We start from the raw sequence: 25613 nt of genomic DNA, 5'->3' as shown, positions 1-25613 counted from the left end.
GGGACCCGTATGACTCCCGCGGCCGCCGCCCAGCCCCTGAACCATGGTGTGGAGGGGATCATTCGTGGCGACACCGTCCTGGGCGACACCGTTCTGGGCGACGACGGCTTAGCCCGCCCGCCCTGGGCGGCAGTGGATCCGCTGTTGCGCGAGTACTACGACACCGAATGGGGCCTCCCTGTCCGGGACGAACAGGGCCTCTACGAGCGCATCTGCCTTGAGGGCTTCCAGGCAGGTCTCTCCTGGGCAACGATCCTCCGAAAGCGCCCTGCCTTCCGCCAGGCGTTCCTCGACTTCCAGCCGGACGCTGTTGCCGCTTTTACGGAAGCGGATGTTGAGCGCCTGCTCCAGGATCCCGGCATCGTCCGCAACCGGCTCAAGATCCGCGCCGCAATCGCCAATGCCCGGGCCACCATCGCGATGCGCGAGCGGGAAGGCCTGGTTGACTTCGTTTGGCGGTTCCAGCCCCGAACCACTCCCCTGCCGGTCACGCACGCGGAGATCCCCACGCAGTCACCGGAATCGGTGGCGCTGTCCAAGGCACTGCGGAAGCAGGGATTCTCGTTCGTTGGCCCCACCACCATGTTCGCGCTGATGGAAGCCGTCGGCATGGTGGACACCCATCTTCTGGACAGCCACCGGCGCGGATCCTCAGGCGTCTGGACCGGCTGACCGGGTGCTCCGGGGGGAGCTGACCGGCTGCTCCGCCCGGGCAGGTTGTCCACAGCTGTTGGGAAAGTTATCCACAATGTGCATAACTTTCCCGGCGCCGGAAGCGACAGCCACCCGTGCAGGCCATAGTGCACGGGACCGGATCCAAAGCGCTCAGACGGACACTTATTAACAGTGTGGATTGGCTGTGGATAATTCACACCGACCCGAACGGAATGGCTCGCTCAGCGGTCCCGGCGGACCGGATGGTGGCTGGTGATGGACACCCGGTTAAAGGCATTCATGGTGATCACCAGCCAGCTGACCGCCGAAAATTCATCGGCGCTGAGGTGCTGGCGGGCATATCCTTCTTCAACCTCGCGGGCCCGGTGGTCCGGTAATTCGGTGATGCATTCGGCCAGGGCCAGGGCCGCCCGCTCCTTGTTCGTGAACAGGGCGGTCTCCCGCCATGCCGGCAGGACAGCAAGCCGCTGGTGGCTCACCCCGGTCTCCACGGCGTCCCGCACGTGCACGTCGAGGCAATAGGCGCAGCCGTTGATCTGGGAGATCCGCACGTTGAGCAGCTCAATGATCTTGCGGTCAATCCCCGCCGCGTCAGCGGCTTCGCGCACTTTCAGCCCCAGACCGTTGAGAGCACGCCATACGGCGGGGTGCTGCTTGTCGAGGTAGATGTGCTGGGTTGTTGCGGCGGCGCTCAAGGCGGTCCTCCTGGCTGGAAGCATTGTTGGGTCCGGTACTGCCTACGAACACCCTCGCATACACGAGGGTTTTCCACTTACTAACACCGGACTACCCACAACTTATCCACAGTTGTGGACAACAATCCACAGGGCGGCCAAGGAGGACCCCTCAGCTGCCCCAGTCCGGGAAACAGTGAAGGTTAACTACATGTCTGTAAGTTATTAACACTGTGAATAACCCTGTTGATACGGGCAGCCAGGATCTCCTCCTGTGGGCCCCTGACGCGGGAAATGGCCAAGATATCCACAGGACGGGCTCCAATGGCGTGTTTTTCCACTTAACCACAGGCGCATCCCCAGATGTTTTCCACAATTGTGGACAACAGGAGTCATCAGATCCGGGAAAAGGGCCGACATGCGGGAGCAGGGGCACATCGAACTCCTGAACTACACGTGTGTAAGTTACCAACAGTGTGGATAACACCTGTGGATAACTACACCTGGGTCACGGGCGTTGGTCGAGACTGCTCACCGCAGGAGGGGTACCCCTGCCACCTGACGCGCGTATGGGATAAGTCCCCCAATGTACCTAACAGAGCACTCGGCGCTGCCCCTCCACCCTAGTTCTGGCGGGAGCACGAAATTCCCTACGTAGGACGCGCTGCAAAAGCGAGTACTCATTACTGGTGTTTACGTGGCCGGGCTGGCCCTATGCTCACTTCACGGGCAGGGTCACTCGGCCGGGGGTTTCGAATCCGTCTAGGGGCACTGGCTGGATTGGTCGCCGGGGCCGAGACACCATCCGGCCGACACCACCAAGACAGGGGACGACTATGCGCACCTGGCAGACCCAGGCACTGCACTTCGACATCCACGGCCGCGTCACGCTCCGCGTCGACGCAAAGGCACCGGCTGCGACCCAGCTCCAGAGCATGTTGGCGTGTTTCGCCACCGACACCGAACGGCCGGCCGACATCGTCGTCGATGACCGGCCGGAGCCGATGCCGGATGCGGGTCTGCTAGAGCACGAGCTCGCGTACACGGAGAACAGTGTGCGTTTCCAAGACGATCGGGTCCAGGTCGTGAGGGACGCAGAGCAGTGGCGCATTCACGGGGCGGGCGAGCTGTTGACCTCCGTGGTCCCTGTTCTCGATGCCGCGATGGTCGGTCGTGGAGCCGCCATGATCCACGCGGCAACGATGGCGTACCGGGGTCACGCGATCGCGCTTCCCGCCGCCGGAGGGACCGGTAAGACAAGCACCGCCGCCAAGCTGATGCGGCGCGAGGGGTGGTCGTTCATGGGCGACGACTGGGCCTTCCTGGCCGAGGACGCCACGCTGCTCGGCTACGCGAAGCCGATGTTCATCAAGCCGCACCACCGTGCCATCTACCCGCACCTGTTCGAAGGTGTCCGGAAGCCCCTCGTCCCCTCGCGGCTCTCGCAGAGCGTTGGCCGTCTCACCACGGTGGTGCACCCGTACGTAATCCGTTATCCGCGGCTCGCGGACTTCTCCCGCCGATGGTCGCCGGAGCACCGCATGGTCGAGGCGGGGACCGCGTTCCCGGGGCGAGAAGTGACAACCTCGGCCCCGCTCGCGGCCGCCGTCTACATCGAGCGCTTCGAGGGCACGCGGTCTCGGATCGTCGAGCGGACGACCGAGTGGATGGTCGACCGCATGATCGGCAACTTCCACATCGAGATGGCAGGCTTCTCGCAGCGGGTCGTGACCGGCCTGGCGGCCACGTCCGTCGTCCCGTGGCGCGAGCACTTCGCGGCGAAGGGGGTCGTGCTGAGCAAAGCGCTCGACGGACGTCCCTGCCACTTGCTGCAGGTGCCCTCCGCGTACACGGCGGACGAGGCGTCGGACGACATCGTTCGGTATCTTGAGCAGCTGCTGCCGTCGGTCCTCGACGAGCAGGCCTGAGGGGCGGACACAGTGAGTCACAGCACTGGCGAGGTCACCGCGGTCGTTCCGGCCCGCAACGCGGAGCACCTGCTCCCGCGCTGTCTGGAGGCCCTGCGCCAGTCCGGTGTCGCCGAGATCATCGTGGTGGACGGATGCTCCACCGACCGCACCGTCGACTTCGCCCTCGCGGCCGGTGCCCGGGTCCTGAGTGACGAGGGGCGCGGCCTGCCATGGGCTCGAACGCTCGGTGTGCAGAGCAGCAGCACCCCTTGGGTCCTCCTCGTCGACGCCGACGTTGTGTTCGGCCCCGGGGGGGTCGCCGACCTGCTCACGGAGCTGGACGAGGGCGGCTACGACGCCCTCCAGGCCGGTCTGGAGAGTGTCGCTGGACCCGGCTACTGGGGGCAGGCGCTGGCACATCACCATCGCACCGGCCGCAGCCGCAACTGGTTCGGGCTCGTGGCGACGCTCGTCGACCGGGACCTGATGCTGGGTGTGGGTTTCGACGACTCGTTCAAGTCGGGGGAGGACATCGAACTGCGTTGGCGGATGCGGGAGTCAGGGCTGCGAACGGCGGTGTCACGCCGGGTCGTCGTCGAACATCGTTTCGCCGCAGACGACTTCGAATTCGCGCTCGACCAGTTCCTCATGGACGGAACGGGACTGGGACGGATGATCCGCAAGCACGGCTGGCGCGGTGCGAGGTTGGCGCTGCTGCCCGCCGCCGCGGCAGTCCGGGGCAGCGCCTTGAGCCTCGCCGCGGGCCAGCCTCAGTGGCTGCGCTACTACGTCGCCTTCTGCTGGTACAACTACGTGGGCCTGGCAAGGGGTGTCGCGTCATGAGCACTGATCGAGGGACCGCTGTCACGGACGCTTCGACCGTGCGGCACTCCCCGCTGCGCAGCTCGCTCGGCCTCGTCGTGGCCAAGGCCGCCCAGACGGGCGCGGGTTTCGCTTTTTGGGTCGTGGCCGCGCGCGCGACGTCCGACCGTGAGGTCGGGCTCACCATGGCCGCGGTCGCGGCGGTGATGATCTGCACGCAGCTCGCGGTGCTGGGCGCCGGGTCAGCCGTGATCGTCGCGGTGGGGCGAGGGGAGCCGCCCGCGCGGGTGCTGGACGCGGCGATCGCCATCGTCGGGGTCGCCGGCACCGTGCTGGCCCTCGGCTACCTCGTGCTGCAGTCGGCCGTGATGCCGGGCACGGCATCGGTTCTCTTCTGGCTCACGTTCCTCATGGCTGCCGTCACCGGCACCCTGGTCATCGTGCTGGACCAGGCGCTCGTGGCGTTGGGACGTGGTTCCAGCGCGACCTTGAGGTACGCGTTGGGCGGAGGCGTCTCACTCGGGGCTGCAGCGCTCGTGTTCTGGCTGGCACACGGCGCCTCCGCCGACTTGCTGATGGCCTGCTGGACCCTCGGGACGACCGTCGCGTGCGTTGTCGGTGCGGTCCAGCTGCGAAGACTGGTCGGCTACCGGCCGCGACCGTCGTTGCGCTCCGCGCGCGGCCGTCCACTGCTGGCGTTGGGCATTCCATACCAGCTCCTCACCCTCACCGAGCGCGCCCCCGGGCTGGTGCTGCCGCTCCTTCTCGCGCACATGGTGGCGCCGGAGGCAGCTGCCTACTGGTATCCCGCATGGATGATGGCCTGGGCCGCCTACTCCGCTCCGATGCTGATGGGCATCGTCCAGTTCTCCGAGGGTGTCCGCGACCCGGGCCGCCTGGTGTCGACCACTTGGGCGAGTCTCCGTTTGTCGCTCGCCGTAGGAGGTCTGGCTGCCGCCGTCCTCGTCCTCCTCGCCCACCCGCTGCTCAGTCTGCTGGGGGAGCGGTACGCCGACTCGTCCGCCGACGCTCTGCGGTGGTTGGCGGCCGGACTAGTGCCGTACGCGGTGCTGCAGGCCTACAACGCCGTGTGCCGGGCGCGCGGTCGCTACGCGGAGGCGATCGTAGTCGGCGTGACGCTCGGAGTCACCCTCTGCGCCGCAGCGCTGTTGGCCGCCGACAGGGGCCCAAGCGCCATGGCCCTTGCGTGGCTGGTGGTGCTCTCCATCGGAGCCGCGGCGGTCGGCCTCCGGCTGGTCGCCGTTCTCCGGCGCGTCACGCGGGACGCGCGATGACCAGGGCGCTCGAAGCGGCCAGCCGCACCGAGGCACGCTGGAAGCCCCGTGACGTGTGGTGCGCGCTGGCGGGAGTCGTGTCGCTGGCGCTTGCCGTGGGGGCCGCCTCCACGGTGACCGTGCCCGTGAACAGCGACCTGGGGCTAGTCGCCGTGCTGCCCTACCCGTTCTGGGCGGGGGTCCTGATTCTAAACGTCGCCTTCGTCGTGGCGCTGCGGGGGGATACCGCGGGCCCGGCGCGCCGCCCGGTCATGATATGGCTCGTCGTGGTGCTCGTGCTTGTGCTCTTCGGGACCGCAGCCTTCGTGACGGACGTACCGCGGGGTGAGGTCGCGTTCCGTCACCTCGGCGTCGCCGACGCCCTCTCGCGCACCCAGGGGATCGACCCGGACATCGACGGGTACTTCAACTGGCCGGGTTTCTTCGCGCTCCTGGCGACGCTGCTCCGGGCGACCGGTCTTGACCCGGTGGCCGTTGCCCTGTGGGCACCGGTGCTCAACATGGGTCTGTGGCTCGCTGCCCTGGGCGTGCTGACCGGCTACCTGACGCGCGATCCGCGACGGCGCTGGCTCGTGCTCTGGGTCTTCTGCCTCGGCAGCTGGCAGGACCAAGACTACCTGTCTCCCCAGGCCTTCGGCTTCTTCCTGTACCTCGTCGTGGTCGCGCTGCTCGTCGGCCCGTTGGCCGCGCGGGCTCCCGAGATCCGCGGCTACCGACGCGCCGACCTGGTGGCGTGGTGGCGAGGGCGGTCGCCCGCCGAGCCCCGGTCGGGGCACCGGGTGAGCGCGCTCGTGTTGACCCTATTGCTCGTCACGGTCATCTGCGCGAGCCATCAGCTGACGCCGTTCATGGTGCTTATCGCCATCACCGCTCTCACCCTGAGCGGACGTGTCTGGCCCAGCCGGCTGCCCCTGATCACAGTAGTCGTGCTGACGCTCTGGCTCGCCTACCCCGCGAGTGCATACCTCATCGGGAACCCACCCCTGGCGGAAGCAGGACTGCAGGCCGCGACCGAGGCGAACGTCATCGACCGCCTCGACGGGACCGCTGGGCACGTGCTGGTGGTGCAGGTCCGGATCGTTCTCACCCTCGTGCTGTGGGCGCTTGCCGCGGCGGGGGCGGTGCGCGACTGGCGCAGAGGACGTCTCGACATCCGGGTGGTCCTCCTGGCCATCACGCCACTGCTGCTCTTCCCCGCGCAGTTGTACGGCGGGGAGATGCTCATCCGCGTCTCGCTGTTCGCGCTGCCCTTCATCGCTGTGCAGGCGTGCTCGATCCTGCTTCCCACGGACAGCAGCACACGCCCCTCCTTCCGCGCCGCGGGGGGACTTGCGCTCACCTGCTTCCTGCTGGCCGTGCTGACCGTGACGGGCCGGTTCGGGAACGCCCAGTATGACGTCTTTACCGACGATGAGATCGCCGCTGTCGCCGCCGTGCAGCGTCTCGCACCCCCCGGCTCGACGATCATCTCGGCTGCCCACCCGACGCCGTGGCGCAGCGAGGCCTACCTCGAACACCGGGCCCGGACGATCGACGACATGTGCCGGTCCGACTTGTCGACGGCGACGTGCGGCCCACTTGTTTACGACTACGCCCGACACAGCCCTGGCGGTGCCGTCGTGTTGCTCACGCGCTCGTCGGAGGCGAGTCTCGTGGTGCAGGGCGCCAGCAGCGCGGGCGGCTTCGCCGAGCTGGAGAAGTGGCTGAGCGTGCAGGACGGCGTGGAGCTCGCTTTCAGCAACGTCGACGCACGCGTGTACCGGGTGACGCCATGAGCGGCGGCGGCGTCAGCCGGCTCACCGTGGCGCTCGGTCTCGCGGCCGTCGCGCTGTCTGTGGTGACGCTCGTCGGGCTGCCGACACCGCTGCAGACGGTCGCCGCCATAGCTGTCCTGGTCCTGCTCCCGGGGCAGGCACTGGCCCGACTCACGCAGGTGACCGACCTCGCGCTCGGCGCGCTGCTCGTCCTGGCGCTCGGCCTCGCCACGCTCACGGCGGTGTCCACGGCGATGTTCTACCTCGCTGTGTGGTCCTGGCAGGCGTGCGTCGTCACGATGGGCGTTATCACCATCCTCGCATGCATGGCACGCGCACGGCAGGAGGCCGCATCATGATCGATCTGGCGGGATTGCTCGCGACTGCCGCCCTGCTGGTCACCCTCGTCGCGCTCGAGGTCCGGCGCGCCGGACCAGACACCGGGCAGCCCACACGCCCGAGGCTCCTCAGCCGAACTGTGAGCCGCTGGGTCGTCGCCGTCATGTGGACGATGTACCTGCTCCTCTTCGTTCCACGAGTGCTGGGACTACTCGTGTGAGCCACGCGGCGCGGTGGTGGCTCCTCAGCGACCTCCACCTGGGCGTGTTGGACGACGACCCCCGGTGTCCCGGCAGCGTGCTGCCCGAGTTCCTGCGCCGCGAAGTGCTCGCAGCCTCCGGTCCGCAGCAGCACGTCGCCTTCGTCGGTGACACGTTCGAGCTGGTCGGGTTCGCCGAGGACGAGAGCCTGGCCCGGCTCGAGTCCATCCTCGCCCGCCACCCCGACACGTTCCGGGCGCTGAAGGCCTGTGCGGCGCGCGGCGTGCAGCTGCACTTCGTGTGCGGCAACCACGACGTGGAGCTGGCCCGGCCCTCGGTTGCCGCCCGCCTGTCGGCGCTGCTGTCACCCGCCGACCCAACGCGGGTCCGGGTGCACCCGTGGTTCCTGCACGTGCCCCACGTGCTCGTGGCCGAGCACGGGCACCAGCACCACGCGCTGCACCGGATGCCCGAAGTCCTCCGCGCGGCGGTCAACGGCACCGACGAGCTGGACCTACCACCGCTCGCCGCCTGGAACGCCGATCCATCGAGGTCGCACCTGAGCCGTGCCGGGGCAGTTGCCCGGGCCTGCCTGGCGTCCGAGCGGGCGGAACGCCGCGTCCGGGAGCTCGCGTACGACGAGCTGTTGCAGACCGAGTCACTGCGGCTCGCGCTCGACGGGGTGGCCGTTCGGGACCTGGCGCGCCTGTCCCGGTTCCGGACGGTGTCGGCGCTCCCGGTCGCCGCGACGCGCATAGTACTCTCGGCCACCGGGCGCAGGGTCACCGGCGAGAAGGCTCCTGCTGCAGCGGGCCGGTTTGCACGTACCCTCGAGGCGCACGGTTCCGGAGTGGCCTGGTACGTCTCGGGCCACACCCACCGGGCCCTCGAGTCGGCGCTCGAGGCGTGCCCCACCCGATACGTCAACACCGGCACGTGGTGTTCGGACGTCCGCGGTCGCGGACCTGACCAGTCGGACCGTCGGGCGTTCCCGTACGCCGTGGTCGACGTCGCCCGCGACGGCGCCACAAGCGGCGGGCTGCGGTACTGGCGTCCGGACGGTGGCTGAGCCGTACCGGTGTCAGCGCACCAGCGGGGCGGTCAGCCGGCCGTGACGCGGAGCCAGCTCGCAAGGGCCAGCAGGAGAACGACGGCGGCCAGTCCGGCCGCGTGAAGCAGGCTCTGCCGTGGGCCCCGGGGCGTGTAAGCAATCACGGCAGCGCAGAGGGCGCCCGTGACGAGTCCGCCCAGGTGCGCCTGCCAGGCGATCTGGGGAACCACAAATCCGATCACGCCGTTGATGGCGATCAGGACCCACAGTTGCCGCGTATCCCCGCCGCGGTGCCGCTGGACCAGCAGCATCGCCCCGAAGAGTCCAAAGATCGCACCCGAGGCACCCACCACTCCGGCAAGAGGCACGCCGGGCACATAACCGGGGGTCAGCAAGAGGTAGCCGACGGAGCCGCCGATGGCAGAGATGAGGTACAACGCCAGGAAGCGGACCCGGCCCAGGAGTGGTTCGAGTGCCTGGCCGAAAATCCACAGCATGTACATGTTCAGCACAATGTGGAGGATGAATCCCTGGGAGTGCAGGAAAGCCGCCGTCAGCATCCGCCACGGTTCGAACTCACCAAATTCGGGAGTGGCAAAAACATTGGCGAACGCCAGGTTCTGGTAGATCCACTCGCCGGGAACCACCCATTGCAGAACGTACATCACCGCACACAGGGCGATAATTCCAAACGTCACCACGGGTTTGCCGGTTGCCACGGCGCCGCCGTAGACAGTCTTGACTGCCGGCGTCGTCCGCTTTGTTTCGTTGACGCAGTCAACACACTGGAATCCGACGGCGGCCGCCCGCTGGCAGTCCGGGCACGCCGGGCGCCCGCAGCGCTGGCAGCGCACATAGGAGGGCCGGTCCGGGTGCCTGGGGCACACGGGAACCTGCGCGGACGGCTCAGCCGCCGGAATTCCGTAGCTCATGTGATGGGTTAGAGCTGCTCGATGTCGATGCTGTTGATGGTGACGTCCTCAACCGGGCGGTCGCCCATGCCGGTGCGGACGCCCTCGATGGCGTCCACGACCTTCTTGGAGTCCTCGTCAGCGACCTCGCCGAAGATGCTGTGCTTGCCCTGCAGCCAGTCGGTGGGGATGGTGGTGATGAAGAACTGTGAGCCGTTGGTGCCCTTGCCCGCCTGGATGCCGGCGTTGGCCATGGCCAGCTTGTAGGGTGCGTTGAAGCTGAGTTCGGGGTGGATCTCGTCGTCGAACTTGTAGCCAGGTCCGCCCACGCCGCGGCCCAGCGGATCGCCGGCCTGGATCATGAAGTCCTTGATGATGCGGTGGAAGATGGTGCCGTCGTACAGCGGCGTGCCAGTCTTGTCCTCACCGGTCTCGGGGTGGGTCCAGGCCTGCTCACCGGTGGCCAGGCCAACGAAGTTCTTGACCGTCTTCGGCGCATGGTTGCCGAAGAGACTAACGACGATGTCGCCGAGGCTGGTGTGGATGGTTGCTTTTGCAGTTGCGATTGCAGTCATACCGCCCATTCTTCCACGGCAGGTCAACGTGGAAGGGGCTGGACCGGCAGTTCCGCGCTGGGTGAAATCAGCTGGAATTCCGCGGGAAGAATAGCCGGTGCAGGTCAAGGCACGTAGGCTAACACCAGAACCGTCACATTAATCGGGAGGTAGTTGTGAAGAAATCGGATCGTATTGCCCGTGACCTTGAACAGTCAGTCAACAGCGCGGTTGAGAACGCCAAGGACTGGGCATCCCCCCGCGTGGAAGCAGCCGTGGATTGGGCAGTTCCCCGCCTGCAGCACGGCCTGGACACCGCTTCTCCCAGGATTCAGGAAGGGCTCAAGACCGCGGCCCACAACCTTGCCGACGGCGTCGCAATAGTGACACCGCGCATCCAGGAAGGGTTGGCCCAGCTCGCCCCGAAAATCCACGACGCCGTTGAGGTCGCCACTCCGCGCCTGCACGAAGCCCTGGACAAGGCCACTCCGGTCATCCAGAACGCCCGGGACCGCGTGGTGGTGGAATACCTGCCGCGCCTTTCGGACCAGATCGGCCACGCGTCCGACGCCGTGCACCGCACCTTGGAGAACGCGCCGTCCCACGTTGACGCCGTCGCCCAGCGGCTTGCCGATTCCGGCGTAGTGCATTCCCTCCAGGAGCAGGCACAGACGGCCGGCACGCAGCTCAAGGCCGCCGCGCACGAGGCGGGTAAGGCTGTAGGGGTCCAGATCGCCCAGCCGAAGAAGCCCAAGAAGCGCGGCTGGCTCGTGTTCGGCATCATCGCTGCAGCCGTCGCCGCCGCCGTCGCCGCATGGAAGGCCTCCAAGCCCGTGGAGGATCCGTGGAAGACTCCCTCACCTGTCACGCCCACTCCGGCGCCCGTTCCTGCCACCACCGTGAACGACGCCAAGGACACGGCCGAGGACGCAGCCACCAAGGCTGCAGCCACCACAGCTTCGGCCGCTGACGCTGCGGCTGACCAGGCAGAAGATGTTGCCGCGGACGCGAAGGACACTGCGGAGGACGCAGCCGAGAAGGCCAAGCACGTCGCCGAGGGATCGGCAGACGCCGCAGCCAAGTCGGGCACCGATGCCAAGACCGCCATCAAGAACATAGCGGCCAACATGAACGGTTCCGCGGACAAGGGCAACAGCTAGCATTTTCCGGCGCCGTCGCGCCGTGCATTGAAGGGGCTCCGCCTGGCGCGGGGCCCCTTCAATGTTTTCCCAGTGTTTGTCCGGACGGGGCCCAGTCGCGGGCAGGACAAATCCCGATCGGTGCTAAATTTGGACTGATGTCAGCCGATAAATCCTCTGGGGATGCCTTGAACGACGCAGCACAGCTGCCGTGCGTGTCCATTGTCATTCCGGCTTACAACGAGGAAAGTGTCATCCGGCAGTGTCTCATCGCCGCGGTGTACCAGTCGGTGCCGGCCCACGAGATCATCGTGGTGGACAACCTCTCCACTGACCGCACCGCCGCCATCGTGGCGCAGATGCAGCTGGAGTATCCGGAAAGCCCCATCATCCTGCTCAGCCAGGACCGGGACCAGGGCCTGATTCCCACCCGAAACTTTGGCCTCAACCACGCCACCGGCGACGTCCTAGGACGCATCGACGCCGATTCGGTTGTCGAGCCGGACTGGGTGGAGCAGGTCCAGAAGGCCTTTCTTGACCCGTCAGTGCAGGCAGCCACCGGACCGGTGGTCTACTACGACATGCCGATGCGGCGGTTCGGGCTCAAGGCAGACGACAAGATGCGCCAGCTGATGCTCAAGCTCGCCAAGCACCAGTACCACTTCCTGTTCGGTTCCAACATGGCCCTGCGCGCTACGGCATGGGAAACCATCCGGGATGAATCCTGCCGTGACGAGAAGGACGAGATGCACGAGGACATCGATCTCTCCCTGCACCTCGCCGACCACGAACTCAAAGTCCAGTACTGGCCCCAGATGGTGTCCGGGATGTCCGCGCGCCGGCTCGAGGATTCACCGCGGGACTACCGGTATTACGTGACCCGCTTCGACCGTACGTACAAGGCGCACAACGTCAAGAAAATGGCCCTCAAGGCACCCATGGTGGTGTTCTTCTCGGTTTACTTCCCGGCGAAACTCCTGCGGGCGATCCACACGGTCAACACCGTCCAGCCTGTCCGCCGCGGCGGACAATAAGCCCGCCTCACGGCCCGGCGTCAGTCGGTTCCGAGTTCAGCCAGACGGTCCGACGGCGGTTCATCCGCACGCGCGCCGGTGCCTTCGCGCCGCTTCCCGAAGCCTGACCGCTGTCCCAGAACCACGACGGCGAGGCCCACCAGGATGAGCCCCAGCCCGCCGTACGTGCCGGCGGGCAGCGTCTCGTGCAGGAAGACCGCGGCCAGCACGGCTGCGCCGGGGATCTCCAGCAGGATGATCATCGACACCAAGAGCGGGCTCATCGTGGCCAGCAGGTGATTAAAGGCTGTGTGGCCCACCAGTTGGGCACACACGGTGATGGCCAGGATCCCAACCCAGCCAACGGCGTCGAACCCTACCAGCGGCTGGCCGCTGAAGAGCGCCAGCACCGCCACAATAGCCGCGCACATCCCGTAGCAGAGCGTGGTGTACGTTCCCGTGGTCATGGTCTGGCGGGCCTTGCCGCCGGCAAGCGTGTAAAGGCCGGCCAGGGCCCCGCCGGCCACGGCCAGCAGGTCGCCCAGAAGCGCGTCGGGCGAGGATCCCATGTCGAACCCGGTGATGGTGACAACGCCACCGAAGGCGATCCCCAGCCCTGCCAGCACCTGCCAGCGGTGCCTGGTGCCACGGAAGAGCTGGAAGATCGCGATCCAGGCCGACTGGAGGCAGACCAGGGCGGTGGCGGCAGCCACGGACGTGAGCTGGAGGGACGTGATGAAGCAGGCAAAGTGCAGGGCCAGGGCGACGGCGGCGAGCAGTGACCAGCGGAACTCGGGTCCGGTGATCCGGCCGAACTGCCGGGGTTCGCGGACCAGGGTAGGGGTGGCCATCACGGCAGCCCCGATGGCGTTGCGCCAGAAGGCGATGGCGAGGGCACTGACGGTGGTGGCACCGAGGGTCGCGGCGATCAACGGCCCGGACGATGCCACGCCCATGACGCCAACGGCGGCAAGAAGGAAGTTCACCGTTCAACCCTACTGTTCTGCTTTAACACTGTGTCGCCTTAACGAAAAAATCCCGGACAGCTTTTCGGCTGTCCGGGACTTTCTTATGGTGGAGGCACGGGGACTCGAACCCCGAACCCCCTGCTTGCAAAGCAGGTGCGCTACCAATTGCGCCATGCCCCCATAAGAAGCAACCCGTCAATCATACCCTAGAACCATGGAGCCTTTTGCCAGCTCCGGTCCGGGAATCCGGCCTATTCGACCTTGTCGGTCGACTGGCTCCAGACTGTTTTCCGGGCCTCGGATTCCTGTGCTTTCCTGTAGAGCAAGACGCCTGCGATCGCAGCTGCAAGTACCAGCAACTTCTTCACATGCACCCCGTTCCGGCTCCGTCTGCCTCTCAGCAAACCTCACCTTCCATAGAACCTGCACAGGTTCCGTGGGCGTACCAGGACTTGAACCTGGGACCTCTTCGTTATCAGCGAAGCGCTCTAACCGCCTGAGCTATACGCCCCGATGCCTCATCGGGCCGAGACATGACTTTACAGCACATCCCGGCCCGATCTCAAATCGAGGCATTTCGCCGGAGAATTTCCGGTGAAATCATGGGTTTTCAGTCGTCCGTGAGGGTGACGCCGATGCCGCCAACAAGCGTCGCGGAGATGTTGTAAAGCACCGCAGACAGCATGGACAGCGCCGTCAGCAGGACAACGTTCACCACGGCGATAATCGTGGCAAATGAGGCTACCTGGCCCAGGGATGCGACCTTCTTCAGTTCGAACCCGCCGCCTTCGGAGCCTGCGAGTGTGCCCAGAAGGCTGTCCACCTGGTCAAAGATTCCGGTGAGGTCCAGAACAGTCCATAGGACGATGGCGGCCACGACGGTGACGATTCCGAGCGCCACCGACAGGAGGAAGGCCATTTTCAGGACCGACCAGGGATCCACCTTGCTGACCAGCAGCCGTGCACGCCGGACCTTGGCCTTGGGCGCAGGCTTCACCAGGCCGGGCTGGCCCTGCGCAGACCGGCCCTGCACTGGACGCTGGCTGGTCTGTGCGGCCGGAAGCCTGCCCTGCCCGGCACGCTGGCCGGTCTGGCCTGCGGCAACCCGATCCTGCGCGGGGCGCTGGCCGGGAACGGACGGGCGCTGCTGCGGACGGACGGGGGCGTTGACCCGGGGTGCGGCCGCGGGTGGCGGCGTTCCGCCGGGGACGTTGCTGCTCGGTGTGGGATATGAGTCGGGATTACTCACTCGTTACCTCCGGTGTAGTCTTCGTTCGGCTCAGCGTCGCCGGAGGCGTCCTCTGACTCAACAGCCGGTGATGTTTCTGCCGTTGTTGCTGACCCTGCGGATCCCTCGGGGAACCCGGCCTCTTCAGCCAACGTTACGTCATCGTCCACGGATTCTTCGCCCTCGAGGCCGCGTTCGCTGTTCCTGGCCACTTCAATGATGCGGTCGTTCTTGTCCGGCTTCGCGAAGATAACGCCCATGGTGTCTCGGCCCTTGGCAGGTACGCCGGCCACTGATGAACGGACCACCTTGCCGCCTTCCATGACCACCAGGACCTCGTCCTCTTCCTGGACGATCAGGGCTCCCACGAGGTGACCCCGCTCCTCCTGGTACTTGCCCACCTTGATGCCGAGGCCGCCGCGGCCCTGCAGGCGGTATTCCTCCACCGCGGTCCGTTTGGCGTACCCGCCCTCGGTGACGATAAAGACGAACGAACCGTCCGTGACGACGTCGGCCGCCAGCAGTTGATCGTCCTCGCGGAACTTCATGCCCGTGACACCGGACGTGGCCCGGCCCATGGGACGCAGGGCATCGTCGGTGGCGGTGAAGCGGATGGACTGGCCCATGCGGGAGACCAGCATGAGGTCATCCGTTTCGGAGACCAGCTGGGCGGAAACCAGTTCGTCCTCGTCGCGCAGGTTGATCGCGATGACGCCGGCGGAGCGGTTGGTGTCGTAGTCCTCCAGCCGGGTCTTCTTGACCAGGCCCCGCTTGGTGGCCAGCACCAGGTAAGGAGCCTGCTCGTAGTCCGTGATGTCCAGAACCTGGGCGATGTGCTCGTCCGGCTGGAAGGCCAGCAGGTTGGCGACGTGTTGGCCCTTGGCATCACGGCCGGCCTCCACCAGTTCGTATGCTTTCGCCCGGTAGACCCGGCCGAGGTTGGTGAAGAACAGGAGCCAGTGGTGGGTGGTGGTCACGAAGAAGTGCTCCACCACGTCATCGCCGCGGAGCTGGGCGCCCTTGATGCCCTTGCCTCCGCGCTGTTGCGAGCGGTAGTTGTCGCTGCGGGTGCGTTTGACGTAGCCGCCGCGGGTGATGGTGACAACCATTTCCTCTTCGGGGATCAGGTCTTCGATGGACATGTCGCCGTCGAAGCCCATCAGGATCTTGGTGCGGCGGTCATCGCCGTGCTTGGCCACGATCTCGGCCAGTTCGGTGCTGATGATTTCGCGTTGGCGCTGCTCGGAGGCGAGGATCGAGTTGTACTCTGCGATCAGGGCCTCGAGTTCGGCGTGCCGGTCCTGGATTTTCTGGCGTTCCAAGGCGGCCAGACGGCGCAGCTGCATGTCCAGGATGGCCCGTGCCTGCAGCTCATCGATGTCAAGCAGCTGCATCAGGCCGTCGCGCGCGGCTTCGGTGGTGTTGGACGCGCGGATGAGCGCAATGACTTCATCCAGGGCATCCAGTGCCTTCAGGAGCGCACGCAGGATGTGCGCCTCTTCCTCGGCCTTGCGGAGGCGGTAGCGGGTCCGGCGTGCGATGACGTCCATCTGGTGGGTCACCCAGTGGCGGATGAACGCATCAAGGCTCAGGGTGCGGGGCACACCGTCGACGATTGCCAGCATGTTGGCCGCGAAGTTGTCCTGCAGCTGCGTGTGCTTGTAGAGGTTGTTCAGCACCACCTTTGCCACGGCGTCGCGCTTGAGCACAATCACCAGGCGCTGGCCGGTGCGGCCGGAGGTCTCATCCCGGAGGTCGGCGATGCCCGAGATCTTGCCATCCTTGACGAGTTCGGCGATCTTGATGGCCAGGTTGTCCGGGTTCGCCTGGTAGGGCAGCTCGGTGACCACCAGGCAGGTGCGGCCCTGGAGTTCCTCGACGTTGACCACGGCGCGCATCGTGATGGAGCCACGGCCCGTGCGGTAGGCATCCTCGATGCCCTTATGGCCCAGGATGGTGGCGCCGGTGGGGAAATCCGGGCCTTTGATGCGCAGCAGGAGCTCTTCGAGGAGTTCCTCGCGGCTGGCTGCGGGGTTGGCCAGGTACCACTGGACGCCGTCGGCCACTTCGCGCAGGTTGTGCGGCGGGATGTTCGTCGCCATGCCCACGGCGATGCCTGAGGAGCCATTGACCAGCAGGTTGGGGAACCGCGCCGGCAGGATGGTGGGTTCCTGGTTCTTGCCATCGTAGTTGTCCTGGAAGTCGACGGTTTCCTCATCGATGTCCCGGACCATCTCCATGGCCAGCTGGGCCATTTTGGTTTCGGTGTACCGCGGGGCTGCGGCACCGTCGTTGCCCGGCGAACCGAAGTTGCCCTGGCCCAGGGCGAGCGGGTAGCGCATGGTCCAGTCCTGGATCAGGCGGACCAGCGCATCGTAGATCGCGGTGTCGCCGTGCGGGTGGTACTGGCCCATAACCTCGCCCACCACACGGGCGCACTTGTTGAAGGAACGGTCCGGCCGGTAGCCGCCGTCAAACATCGCGTACAGCACACGGCGGTGCACGGGCTTGAGGCCGTCACGCACGTCGGGCAGGGCGCGGCCCACAATAACGGCCATGGCGTAGTCCAGGTACGATCGCTGCATTTCGGTCTGCAGGTCCACCTGCTCCACACGGTCAACCAGCACATCGCCTTCAAGAACGGTTTCCGGAAGATCGGCGGATTCCGCCGGGTTCTCGGGTGTCTCGTCACTCATCGTTTATATTTTCCGTTTCAGGTATATGTCAGGTTTGGAATATCTACTCGGTGAACCGGTCAGATATCCAGGAACCTGACGTCCTTGGCGTTCTGCTGGATGAAATTTCGGCGGGATTCCACGTCTTCGCCCATCAGGGTGGAGAAGGTCTGGTCCGCTGCCAGGGCATCGTCCATGGTGACCTGCAGGAGGGTCCGGTGGTCCGGGTCCATGGTGGTGTCCCAGAGCTCGGAGTAGTCCATCTCGCCCAGGCCCTTGTAGCGCTGGATGCCGTTGTCCTTGGGGATACGGCGGCCGGCGGCCTGCCCGGAAAGGAGCTTGGCATCGCGCTGCTTGTCACTGAAGACGTAGTCGTGCGGCGCGTTGGACCACTTGATCCGGTACAGCGGGGGCTGTGCCAGGTATACGTAGCCGTTTTCGATCAGCGGGCGCATGTAGCGGAACAGAAGCGTCATGAGCAGCGTGGTGATGTGCTGGCCGTCAACGTCAGCATCGGCCATCAGCACGATCTTGTGGTACCGGAGCTTGGCGAGGTCGAAGTCCTCGCCAATGCCGGTGCCGAACGCGGTGATCATGGACTGGACCTCGGCGTTGCCCAGGGCCTTGTCCAGCCGGGCCCGCTCCACGTTCAGGATCTTGCCGCGGAGCGGCAGGATGGCCTGCGTTTCAGGGTTGCGGCCGCGCTTGGCGGAGCCGCCGGCGGAGTCGCCCTCCACGATGTACACCTCGCAACGGGCGGGGTCCTTCGAGGAGCAGTCCGAGAGCTTGCCGGGCATGCCGAAGGACTCCAGCGGGCTCTTGCGGCGTGCGTTGTCACGGGCCTTCCGGGCGGCCATGCGGGCCTGGGCCGCGGAAATGGCCTTGCGGATGACGTCGCGGGCGGGGCCGGGGTTGCGTTCCAGCCAGTCGCCCAGGCCGTCGGTGACAACGCGCTGGACGAAGCCCTTGACCTCGGAGTTGCCGAGCTTGGTCTTGGTCTGGCCCTCGAACTGCGGCTCGGCCAGCTTCACCGAGATGACCGCCGTGAGGCCTTCACGGATATCGTCACCGGTGAGGTTGTCGTCCTTTTCCTTGATGATGCTCTTCTCCCGCGCGTAGCGGTTGATGAGGGAGGTCATCGCGGCGCGGAAACCCTCTTCGTGGGTTCCGCCCTCGTGGGTGTTGATGGTGTTGGCGTAGGTATGCACGCTCTCGGAATACGCGTTGGTCCACTGCATGGCCATTTCCAGCGCGATGTGCCGTTCCGTGTCCTCGGTTTCGAAGGAGATGACGTCCTCGTGGACAACATCAACCTTTTTGCCCGAATTAAGGTGCTTCACGTAGTCCAGGAGGCCGTCGTTGTACTGGTACACCACGGTGCGGTGCTCAGCGGTGACTTCACCTTCGGTGACCACAACATCAAGGTTAAGATCGTCGTCGGCGTCCGCGCTTCCCGCTGCGGCGCGCTCGTCCGTGAGGGTGATGCGCAGGCCCTTGTTCAGGAACGCCATCTGCTGGAAGCGTGCCCGCAGGGTTTCGAAATCAAATTCCGTGGATTCGAAAATTCCGGCGTCCGGATAGAAGGTCTGGGTGGTGCCGGTCGTTGAGCTTTCTTCACCCTTGACCAGGCTGCCCTGGGGCTTGCCGCCGTCGGCGAAGGACATCCGCCACACGCTGCCCTGGCGCCGTACTTCGGTGTCCACCCTGCTGGAGAGCGCGTTCACCACGGAGATACCCACGCCGTGGAGGCCGCCCGAGACGGCGTACCCGCCGCCGCCGAACTTGCCGCCGGCGTGCAGGATGGTCATAACAACTTCAACGGTGGGCTTGTGCTCGGTGGGATGCATGTCTACCGGGATTCCGCGGCCATCATCAACAACCTTGACACCGCCGTCGGCCTGCAGGACCACCTCAATGTGCGTGCAGTACCCGGCCAGCGCCTCGTCAACAGAGTTGTCCACCACTTCATAAACCAGGTGGTGCAGGCCGCGAGGCCCGGTGGAGCCGATGTACATGCCCGGGCGTTTCCGGACAGCCTCGAGGCCTTCAAGTACGGTGATGTCGCTTGCGCCGTATTCCCGGGGTGTCACGGCTTCCGCCGGCGTGTCGGGGGTAGGGACATCCTCCGCTGCGCGTTCCACTGCCTGGGTATCTGTATTGTCGTTAGCCACAGGTGCTGTCGACTCCTCTTTTTCGATGATGGCCGGCGGCGACCTTCCAGGGGAAAGCATCCGCCAACAGGCACAAGCTGATGGCGCCAACGGACACGTCGACGTGCGGGACCGAAGTCCGCCTGCGGAGAGCGTGCGGAAAACGGACTCAGTCAACGTTTCACCGGCGCCCAGTTATCTGATGTGATTCTATCGTGAAAAGGGCTGCAAACCCGCATTCCGGCAGGCGTCGCGGGACCGGGATGTGCCGATGCGAGGCCATTGACCCCGCCTTGGGCGCCCTCGTGGTCCCGCCTCCGGGTGCCTATACGCCCCAAGGGCGTTAGACCGCCCTACACGCCCCCGGACCAATATTCAAGAGCCGACGGCGGCGGCTAGCCGTACGTATCGCGCGGCCCGCGGCCGTTGACGGTACGTCCGCCCTTGCGCCAGCTGGGTGCCGACGGTCCGAGTACCTGGATGCTGGTGACCACGCCATCGCCCAGCTCCGTGCGGAATTTCTCCAGCAGGCTGTTGCTGAGCAGACGCAGCTGGGTGGACCAGGCCGTGGAGTCGCAGCGGACGTGAAGGGTGGTGTCGGTGAAGCTCTCCGGGGTGCAGTGCGCCGAAATCTCCGGGCCAACCAGCGTGGCCCACTCTGCCATAACCGAACCCACCGCTACCGGCGAGCTCCAGCCACGTTCGGCCACGAGGCGTCCCACCACTTTGCCGAGCCCCAGCGGGTCACGGCCGGTGGAGTGGAACTGGCTGAAGCCCCGGGTATCCCGGATCCCGCCCTTTGTCTTGGCGGCGCCGGCCTTGGGGGGTGCCTTTCGGCGGATTTCGCCGCGTGCGGCCGCGGCCTCACGCATGCGGTTCAGCGCAGCCTGCGGCGCGTCGATGTTGTCAGGATCCCGGCCGGGCTGCAGCCCGCCCTTTTCATCCTTATTCATCGATTCCTCCCGGAATGACCTTCACCCGCCGGCCGGAGAGTTCCTCCGGGATATCGGCGTCGACGGCGGCGGTCACCAGGACCTGTTCCGCGCCGGAGACTATTGCCGCCAGTTTACGCCGCCGTTGCACATCCAGCTCGGCGAAAACGTCGTCGAGGATAAGGATCGGGGCAGACCCGCCGGTCATCGAGTCGTCGAGCATGACGTAGTAGGAAGCGAGCCGGAGGGAGAGGCACATGGACCAGGTTTCGCCATGCGAGGCGTACCCTTTGGCGGGCGCTTCTCCGAGGATCAGTTCCAGCTCATCCCGGTGCGGCCCCACCAAGGAAATTCCGCGCTCAAGTTCCTTGCGGCGGGAGGCCGCAAAGGCCTGGACATAGCGCCCGGTGAGGTCCTCAACGGTGAGGTTCCGCAGATCTTCGGCAGCGGCGGACCCATCCGTCAACGAACCGCCGCCGGCACCCGGTGCCGCGCCGCCGTCGTCGTCCATCAGGTTTTGCAGTGTGGACCGGTAGACGGCGTTGGCTTCCTTGGAGCCATCCGTCAGCTGGGCATAAGCCTTGGCCAGATGCGGGCGCAGCAGTTCAACCAATTCCAGCCGCGCGTGCAGCAGCTCGGCGCCCGCCCGGGCCATGTGCTGGTCCCAAACATCGAGCGTGGCCTCGTGTCCGGCAGTGAATTTTCCGGTTCGGGCGGATTTGAGCAGGGCGTTGCGCTGCTTCAGGACACGGTCATAGTCCGTGCGCGTCGCCGAGTGCCGGGGCATGAGGCTGACCAGCAGCTCGTCGAGGAACCGGCGGCGGTTGGACGGATCTCCCTTGACCAGCGCCAGGTCCTCCGGGGCGAAAAGCACCGTCTGGCAGATTCCCAGGAGATCCCTGGCGCGGACGGGATTGCTGCGGTTGATCCGCCCCCGGTTGGCGCGGCTGGCGTTGATCTCAAGTTCCAACACCGTGGTCTGCCGGCCGCGGACCAGGCGGGCCCGGACCAGCGCACGGTCCGTGCCGAACCGCAGCAGCGGAGCGTCGGAACTGACCCGGTGCGAGCTGAGGGTGGCCAGGTACCCGATGGCCTCCATGAGGTTGGTTTTGCCGATACCGTTTGCCCCGACGAGCACGGTGACACCCGGTTCGAGGGGAAGGTCAACCTGGGCGTAGCTGCGGAAGTCAGTGAGCGAAAGGTGTTCTAGGTACACGCGGTGTTCGACAATTCTCGGAACCCGCAGGTCCCGGGGTGGGTGTTACTTGGCGGGACGGGTGGCATGCCCGCCGAACTGGTGGCGCAACGCTGAAACCATCTTCATCGCGGGCGAGTTTTCTTCGCGGGAGGAAAAGCGTGCGAAAAGTGCAGCCGTGATGGCCGGTGCCGGAACAGCGTTGGCGATGGCTTCCTCAACGGTCCAGCGTCCCTCACCGGAGTCTTCGACATAGTCATCGATGGATTCCAGTCCTGGGTCCTCGTCCAGCGCCTTGACCATCAGGTCCAGCAGCCAGGACCGGACCACGGTGCCCTTTTGCCAGGCGCGGAACGTACCGGGGAGGTCGTCAACAATATCCTTGGCGGCCAGCAGTTCGTAGCCTTCGGCGTAAGCCTGCATCAGGCCGTATTCGATGCCGTTATGGACCATCTTGGCGTAGTGTCCGGCACCGATCCCACCGACGTGGACAAAGCTGTCCGCCCGCTCGCCTTCAGGACGGAGCACGTCAAAAACCGGCAGGGCCCGCTCAATATCGGCAGCGTCGCCGCCGGCCATCAGCCCATAGCCGTTCTGGAGACCCCACACTCCGCCGGAAACACCGCAGTCCGCGAAACGGATGCCCTTCCCTGCCAGCGCGGCACCATGTTTCTGGTCTTCCGTGAAGCGGGAGTTGCCGCCGTCGATCACCAGGTCGCCGGCGTCGAGCTTGTCCCCGAGTTCGGTGATGACGTCATCGGTGATAGCGCCTGACGGGACCATGACCCAGATGAGCCGCGGGGCCGGAACGGCAGCGATGAGCTCATCCACGGAGGCAACGTCGGTGACCTCCGGGTTGCGGTCAAAACCCGTGACCTCAATGCCACCTTTGCGCAGGCGTTCGCGCATGTTGAAACCCATTTTGCCAAGGCCGATCAGTCCAATGTGCACGGGGTCTCTTTTCTGCGCGGGGTTGGCTGTTGCTGGACGGGGCAGCCCAACTAGGTCGCACTAACTGTCGCTATGAGCGCTCATAACGACACTTTCTGCTACCTAGTTGGGGAGGCGGACGGGCATGACCAGGTAACGGTAGTCGTCCTGATCCTCACCGTCGGCGTCTGCTTGGGCCGTGATCATCGCAGGCTTCGGCGCCGTGGTGAAGGAGAACCTGACGTACTTCGTTTCGATGACGCTCAGGCCCTCCACCAGGTAGTGCGGGTTGAAGGCGACGGTGATGTCTTCACCGGAGAGCTGGGCTTCGAGCTCTTCGGAGGCCTGGGCATCTTCGCCGGTGCCGGCGTCCAGGTGCAACAGTCCTTCGGTGAAGGCGAGGCGGACCGGTGTGTTGCGCTCGGCCACCAGCGACACACGGCGGACGGCTTCCACAAGTTCCTGCGTCTGGACGGTGGCGTGGATGGGTGTGGAATCCGGGAACAGCGAGCGGATCTTGGGGTAATCGCCATCGACGAGCAGCGACGTGGTGGTGCGGCCGCCGCTTTCGAATCCGATCAGGCGGCTGTCATCGTCGGCAAGGGCGAGGTTGATGTCGCCGCTGTTGCCAAGGGTTTTGGCCACTTCGTTGAGGGTTTTTGCCTTGACCAGTGCACTGGTGGAAATCCCTGGGGTGGTGGGCTTCCACGGCACTTCGCGCATGGCCAGGCGGTAGCGGTCGGTGGCCAGAAGCGTGATGAGGTCGTCCTCGATCTCCATCCGGACGCCGGTCAGGATGGGAAGGGTGTCATCCTTGCTGGCCGCAATGATCACCTGGGACACAGCCTGGGCAAAAGCGTCGCCCGGGACGGTGCCGCTGATGGCGGGCAACGCAGGCAGCGGCGGGTATTCGGCCTCGGGCATGGTGGCCAGGTGGAAGCTGCTCCGGCGGCAGGTGAGCGTGACTTTGTTGCCATCGGTCTCCACGACCACCGGAGCGGAAGGAAGGCTTCGGCAAATGTCCGCCAGGAGGCGGCCGGAAACGAGGATGGTTCCCTCAGCCGTTATGTCCGCGGGGATTTCCAGCCGTGCGGAGGTCTCGTAGTCAAAGCTTGAGAGGCTGACCGTGCCGGCTTCAGCCTTGAGGAGCAGGCCGGACAGCACGGGAACCGGCGGCCGCGGAGACAACGACCGGGCTGTCCAGGTGACGGCTTCTGCCAGGACGTCCCGTTCGACTCTGAACTTCACGGAAGGGTGCCGCCTTTCATTGCTGCTGCCTTGTCTGAACCGAAAACTCCCACAGGGAGCCCGAAAGTAGTGGCGCCCCAACTACGGAACCTGCATGGTTCGTCGAGTGCTGAACCACAAAGAAACCCGAGGATGGGAGCGCTGCTGACAGCTTAGCCGGAAGATCGCTGATTAACCCATCCCCGGCCAGGACGCCTGGGGTCCGGAGGCCCTTGGGCCTGGGCCGGTTCGGGGTGGGGATCGAGATTGTTATTTGAGGGAAATCAATTTCTTGGGATTAGTAGTGTTAATAACTGCTGTGGATACTGTGGATAACTCGATCCGGCCGCAGAATCCAGCGGTTAAGCCCTGTTCATGGATTGTGGGCGATGCAGGTTTTAAACAGGCTGTGGATGGGGATAACAATTTTTGGGTTTTCGCTGATCCACAGGCGCCTTAAGGGTTTTAAGCCCATTAAGCTCGGTTGTCCCCTTAAGTATCCACAGGGTTATCCACATGCACCTGTTAATAAGGTATAGAGGCGGCGGCTCAGGAGTTGCGCTGCTGCTGCTTGATCCGGTTGGTGAGTTCGGTGACCTGGTTGTAGATCACACGACGCTCAGCCATCAGCTCACGGATCTTGCGGTCTGCGTGGATCACCGTGGTGTGGTCGCGGCCGCCGAGCTCCTGGCCGATCTTCGGCAGGGACATGTCCGTGAGCTCGCGGCAGAGGTACATGGCGATCTGCCGGGCGGTGACCAGCGTGCGCGTCCGGGACTTGCTGCAGAGTTCCTCCATGGTGAGCTTGAAGTACTCGGCCGTCTGGATCAGGATCTGGCTCGACGTGATTTCCTGGGCGCCGTCGTCCGTGATGAGGTCCTTCAGGACCATCTCCGCCAAGGCAACATCGACCGGCTGGCGGTTCAGGCTGGCGAAGGCCGTCACCCGGATCAGTGCGCCTTCGAGCTCGCGGATATTGCTGGAGATCTTGGAAGCGATGTATTCCAAGGCATCGTCCGGGGCGGAGAGGCCTTCGCTGAGGGCCTTCTTCCGAAGGATGGCGATGCGGGTCTCGAGCTCGGGCGGCTGGATGTCGGTGAGGAGGCCCCACTCGAAGCGGGACTTCATCCGGTCCTCGAATCCTGCCAGCTGCTTGGGCGGCAGATCCGAGGTGATGACCACCTGCTTGTTGTTGTTGTGCAGCGAGTTGAACGTGTGGAAGAACTCCTCCAGCGTCCGGTCCTTGCCGGCCAGGAACTGGATGTCATCGATCAGCAGCACATCCACGTTGCGGTATGTGGTCTTGAAGCTGGCGCCTTCGTCGTCGCGGATGGAGTTGATGAAGTCGTTGGTGAACTCTTCGGAGTTCACGTACCGGACCCGGATTCCGCTGTACAGGCGGCGGGCATAGTGGCCGATGGCGTGCAGGAGGTGGGTCTTGCCCAGCCCGGAATCGCCGTAGATGAACAGCGGGTTGTAGGCCTTGGCGGGTGCTTCGGCCACGGCCACGGCTGCTGCGTGGGCAAAGCGGTTGGACGAACCGATCACAAAAGTATCGAAGACGTACTTGGGGTTCAGCCGGCCGAATTCGTGGGAAGTGCTCGGCAGCATGGGCTGCGGCTTCTGTTCGATGAGCTGGTCCGGCGAGTAGGAAGGCTCGACGACGGGTTCCGGCTCTGCGTGGATAGGCACCAGGTCGGTGTCAACGTCGATCGCACAGCGGATGTCTTCGGAGAAGACGTTATGCAGGGCGTCGTCCAGGGCGTCCTTGACCTGGGTCTGAAGGACTTCACGGGTCAGTTCGTTGGGAACGGCCACCAAGAGGGTGGATCCGATCAGGCCCTGGGCCTGCGCCAGGATGACAAAGCCCCGCTGCCGTGGTGAAACGCGGTCGTCCTGCTCGAGCAGGCTCACAACCCGACGCCAGGAACTTCCGACAGTATTGGCGTGGTTGGCTTCGTCTACTGTCAT

At 65.3% G+C, this 25613-nt stretch carries 23 protein-coding genes and 2 tRNA genes; 10 read left to right on the top strand and 15 right to left on the bottom strand.

All coding sequences use genetic code 11. The features are described 5' to 3' along the window. Positions 1-9 precede the first annotated feature (9 nt). Positions 10-672: a DNA-3-methyladenine glycosylase I gene (locus AC3IT0_RS00125; RefSeq protein WP_489321832.1), complete on the top strand. Its 663-nt coding sequence runs from the start codon at positions 10-12 to the stop codon at positions 670-672. Between the two features lie 224 nt (positions 673-896). Here AC3IT0_RS00125 and AC3IT0_RS00120 read toward each other — a convergent pair whose 3' ends face one another. Further along, a complete protein-coding gene (locus AC3IT0_RS00120) occupies positions 897-1370 on the bottom strand; it encodes a carboxymuconolactone decarboxylase family protein (protein ID WP_489321831.1) in 474 nt (157 codons plus the stop codon). Positions 1371-2185: 815 nt separating this feature from the next. Between AC3IT0_RS00120 and AC3IT0_RS00115 the strand changes: the two genes are divergently transcribed. From AC3IT0_RS00115 to AC3IT0_RS00085, 7 genes are all read left to right on the top strand, one after another. Continuing rightward, on the top strand, positions 2186-3277 hold the full coding sequence (locus tag AC3IT0_RS00115) for a hypothetical protein (RefSeq protein WP_489321830.1): 1092 nt from the start codon (positions 2186-2188) through the stop codon (positions 3275-3277). Positions 3278-3289: 12 nt separating this feature from the next. Next, positions 3290-4102, top strand: a complete 813-nt coding sequence (locus tag AC3IT0_RS00110) for a glycosyltransferase family 2 protein (RefSeq protein ID WP_489321829.1) — start codon at positions 3290-3292, stop codon at positions 4100-4102. A 239-nt stretch (positions 4103-4341) separates the two neighbouring features. Next, a complete protein-coding gene (locus AC3IT0_RS00105) occupies positions 4342-5376 on the top strand; it encodes a lipopolysaccharide biosynthesis protein (protein ID WP_489321828.1) in 1035 nt (344 codons plus the stop codon). Next, a complete protein-coding gene (locus AC3IT0_RS00100) occupies positions 5373-7151 on the top strand; it encodes a glycosyltransferase (RefSeq protein ID WP_489321827.1) in 1779 nt (592 codons plus the stop codon). The genes AC3IT0_RS00105 and AC3IT0_RS00100 overlap by 4 nt, the downstream gene beginning before the upstream one ends. After that, positions 7148-7489 (top strand): hypothetical protein, encoded by a 342-nt coding sequence (locus AC3IT0_RS00095; protein ID WP_489321826.1) that lies wholly within the window; start codon positions 7148-7150, stop codon positions 7487-7489. The genes AC3IT0_RS00100 and AC3IT0_RS00095 overlap by 4 nt, the downstream gene beginning before the upstream one ends. Then, entirely contained in the window at positions 7453-7689 is a 237-nt protein-coding gene (locus AC3IT0_RS00090) for a hypothetical protein (RefSeq protein ID WP_489321825.1), read from the top strand. The genes AC3IT0_RS00095 and AC3IT0_RS00090 overlap by 37 nt, the downstream gene beginning before the upstream one ends. After that, a complete protein-coding gene (locus AC3IT0_RS00085; protein WP_489321824.1) occupies positions 7686-8738 on the top strand; it encodes a hypothetical protein in 1053 nt (350 codons plus the stop codon). The genes AC3IT0_RS00090 and AC3IT0_RS00085 overlap by 4 nt, the downstream gene beginning before the upstream one ends. 32 nt (positions 8739-8770) lie before the next feature. Here AC3IT0_RS00085 and AC3IT0_RS00080 read toward each other — a convergent pair whose 3' ends face one another. After that, complete coding sequence (locus AC3IT0_RS00080; RefSeq protein ID WP_489321823.1) at positions 8771-9652, bottom strand: rhomboid family intramembrane serine protease; 882 nt, start codon at positions 9650-9652, stop codon at positions 8771-8773. 8 nt (positions 9653-9660) lie between these two features. Then, positions 9661-10206, bottom strand: coding sequence for a peptidylprolyl isomerase (locus AC3IT0_RS00075; protein ID WP_489321822.1), 546 nt, complete (start codon positions 10204-10206; stop codon positions 9661-9663). 155 nt (positions 10207-10361) lie between these two features. Between AC3IT0_RS00075 and AC3IT0_RS00070 the strand changes: the two genes are divergently transcribed. Next, entirely contained in the window at positions 10362-11345 is a 984-nt protein-coding gene (locus AC3IT0_RS00070; protein WP_489321821.1) for a hypothetical protein, read from the top strand. 137 nt (positions 11346-11482) lie between these two features. Next, positions 11483-12358, top strand: a complete 876-nt coding sequence (locus AC3IT0_RS00065; protein WP_489321820.1) for a glycosyltransferase family 2 protein — start codon at positions 11483-11485, stop codon at positions 12356-12358. A 20-nt stretch (positions 12359-12378) separates the two neighbouring features. On the opposite strand, the gene AC3IT0_RS00060 is transcribed toward AC3IT0_RS00065, so the two are convergent. The 12 genes from AC3IT0_RS00060 to dnaA all read right to left on the bottom strand — a co-directional run bounded on the left by AC3IT0_RS00060 (position 12379) and on the right by dnaA (position 25613). Continuing rightward, positions 12379-13323 (bottom strand): DMT family transporter, encoded by a 945-nt coding sequence (locus tag AC3IT0_RS00060; protein ID WP_489321819.1) that lies wholly within the window; start codon positions 13321-13323, stop codon positions 12379-12381. 86 nt (positions 13324-13409) lie between these two features. Continuing rightward, a tRNA-Ala gene (locus AC3IT0_RS00055) sits at positions 13410-13485 on the bottom strand. 71 nt (positions 13486-13556) lie between these two features. Continuing rightward, the gene (locus AC3IT0_RS00050) at positions 13557-13673 is read right to left on the bottom strand and encodes a DLW-39 family protein (RefSeq protein ID WP_210412373.1); all 117 of its coding nucleotides are present in this window, start codon (positions 13671-13673) and stop codon (positions 13557-13559) included. Positions 13674-13742: 69 nt separating this feature from the next. Further along, positions 13743-13816 (bottom strand) — tRNA-Ile (locus AC3IT0_RS00045). Between the two features lie 99 nt (positions 13817-13915). Then, the gene (locus tag AC3IT0_RS00040) at positions 13916-14554 is read right to left on the bottom strand and encodes a DUF3566 domain-containing protein (RefSeq protein WP_489321818.1); all 639 of its coding nucleotides are present in this window, start codon (positions 14552-14554) and stop codon (positions 13916-13918) included. After that, on the bottom strand, positions 14551-17229 hold the full coding sequence (gene gyrA / locus AC3IT0_RS00035; RefSeq protein WP_489321817.1) for a DNA gyrase subunit A: 2679 nt from the start codon (positions 17227-17229) through the stop codon (positions 14551-14553). The genes AC3IT0_RS00040 and gyrA overlap by 4 nt, the downstream gene beginning before the upstream one ends. 59 nt (positions 17230-17288) lie before the next feature. Next, positions 17289-19379 (bottom strand): DNA topoisomerase (ATP-hydrolyzing) subunit B, encoded by a 2091-nt coding sequence (gyrB, locus tag AC3IT0_RS00030; RefSeq protein ID WP_489321816.1) that lies wholly within the window; start codon positions 19377-19379, stop codon positions 17289-17291. A gap of 374 nt (positions 19380-19753) precedes the next feature. Continuing rightward, positions 19754-20311: a DciA family protein gene (locus tag AC3IT0_RS00025; RefSeq protein ID WP_056342749.1), complete on the bottom strand. Its 558-nt coding sequence runs from the start codon at positions 20309-20311 to the stop codon at positions 19754-19756. Next, the gene (recF, locus tag AC3IT0_RS00020; protein ID WP_489321815.1) at positions 20304-21506 is read right to left on the bottom strand and encodes a DNA replication/repair protein RecF; all 1203 of its coding nucleotides are present in this window, start codon (positions 21504-21506) and stop codon (positions 20304-20306) included. The genes AC3IT0_RS00025 and recF overlap by 8 nt, the downstream gene beginning before the upstream one ends. Positions 21507-21551: 45 nt before the next feature. Then, positions 21552-22436 (bottom strand): phosphogluconate dehydrogenase (NAD(+)-dependent, decarboxylating), encoded by an 885-nt coding sequence (gene gnd, locus AC3IT0_RS00015; protein WP_489321814.1) that lies wholly within the window; start codon positions 22434-22436, stop codon positions 21552-21554. Between the two features lie 102 nt (positions 22437-22538). Next, the gene (gene dnaN / locus AC3IT0_RS00010; protein ID WP_489321813.1) at positions 22539-23663 is read right to left on the bottom strand and encodes a DNA polymerase III subunit beta; all 1125 of its coding nucleotides are present in this window, start codon (positions 23661-23663) and stop codon (positions 22539-22541) included. A gap of 528 nt (positions 23664-24191) precedes the next feature. Beyond that, positions 24192-25613: a chromosomal replication initiator protein DnaA gene (gene dnaA / locus AC3IT0_RS00005; RefSeq protein WP_489321812.1), complete on the bottom strand. Its 1422-nt coding sequence runs from the start codon at positions 25611-25613 to the stop codon at positions 24192-24194.

This window comes from Pseudarthrobacter sp. KH_020_B (assembly GCF_057840185.1).
Note: the sequence above shows the minus strand (reverse complement) of the source record. Positions and strands in the feature narration are given on the sequence as shown.

Coding starts and splice junctions, on each gene's coding strand:
- AC3IT0_RS00080 (WP_489321823.1), bottom strand. CDS start 9,652: ATGAGCTACGGAATTCCGGCGGCTGAGCCGTCCGCGCAGGTTCCCGTG.
- AC3IT0_RS00090 (WP_489321825.1), top strand. CDS start 7,453: ATGCATGGCACGCGCACGGCAGGAGGCCGCATCATGATCGATCTGGCG.
- AC3IT0_RS00065 (WP_489321820.1), top strand. CDS start 11,483: ATGTCAGCCGATAAATCCTCTGGGGATGCCTTGAACGACGCAGCACAG.
- AC3IT0_RS00115 (WP_489321830.1), top strand. CDS start 2,186: ATGCGCACCTGGCAGACCCAGGCACTGCACTTCGACATCCACGGCCGC.
- AC3IT0_RS00025 (WP_056342749.1), bottom strand. CDS start 20,311: ATGAATAAGGATGAAAAGGGCGGGCTGCAGCCCGGCCGGGATCCTGAC.
- dnaA (WP_489321812.1), bottom strand. CDS start 25,613: ATGACAGTAGACGAAGCCAACCACGCCAATACTGTCGGAAGTTCCTGG.
- AC3IT0_RS00095 (WP_489321826.1), top strand. CDS start 7,148: ATGAGCGGCGGCGGCGTCAGCCGGCTCACCGTGGCGCTCGGTCTCGCG.
- AC3IT0_RS00125 (WP_489321832.1), top strand. CDS start 10: ATGACTCCCGCGGCCGCCGCCCAGCCCCTGAACCATGGTGTGGAGGGG.
- AC3IT0_RS00075 (WP_489321822.1), bottom strand. CDS start 10,206: ATGACTGCAATCGCAACTGCAAAAGCAACCATCCACACCAGCCTCGGC.
- gyrA (WP_489321817.1), bottom strand. CDS start 17,229: ATGAGTGACGAGACACCCGAGAACCCGGCGGAATCCGCCGATCTTCCG.
- AC3IT0_RS00100 (WP_489321827.1), top strand. CDS start 5,373: ATGACCAGGGCGCTCGAAGCGGCCAGCCGCACCGAGGCACGCTGGAAG.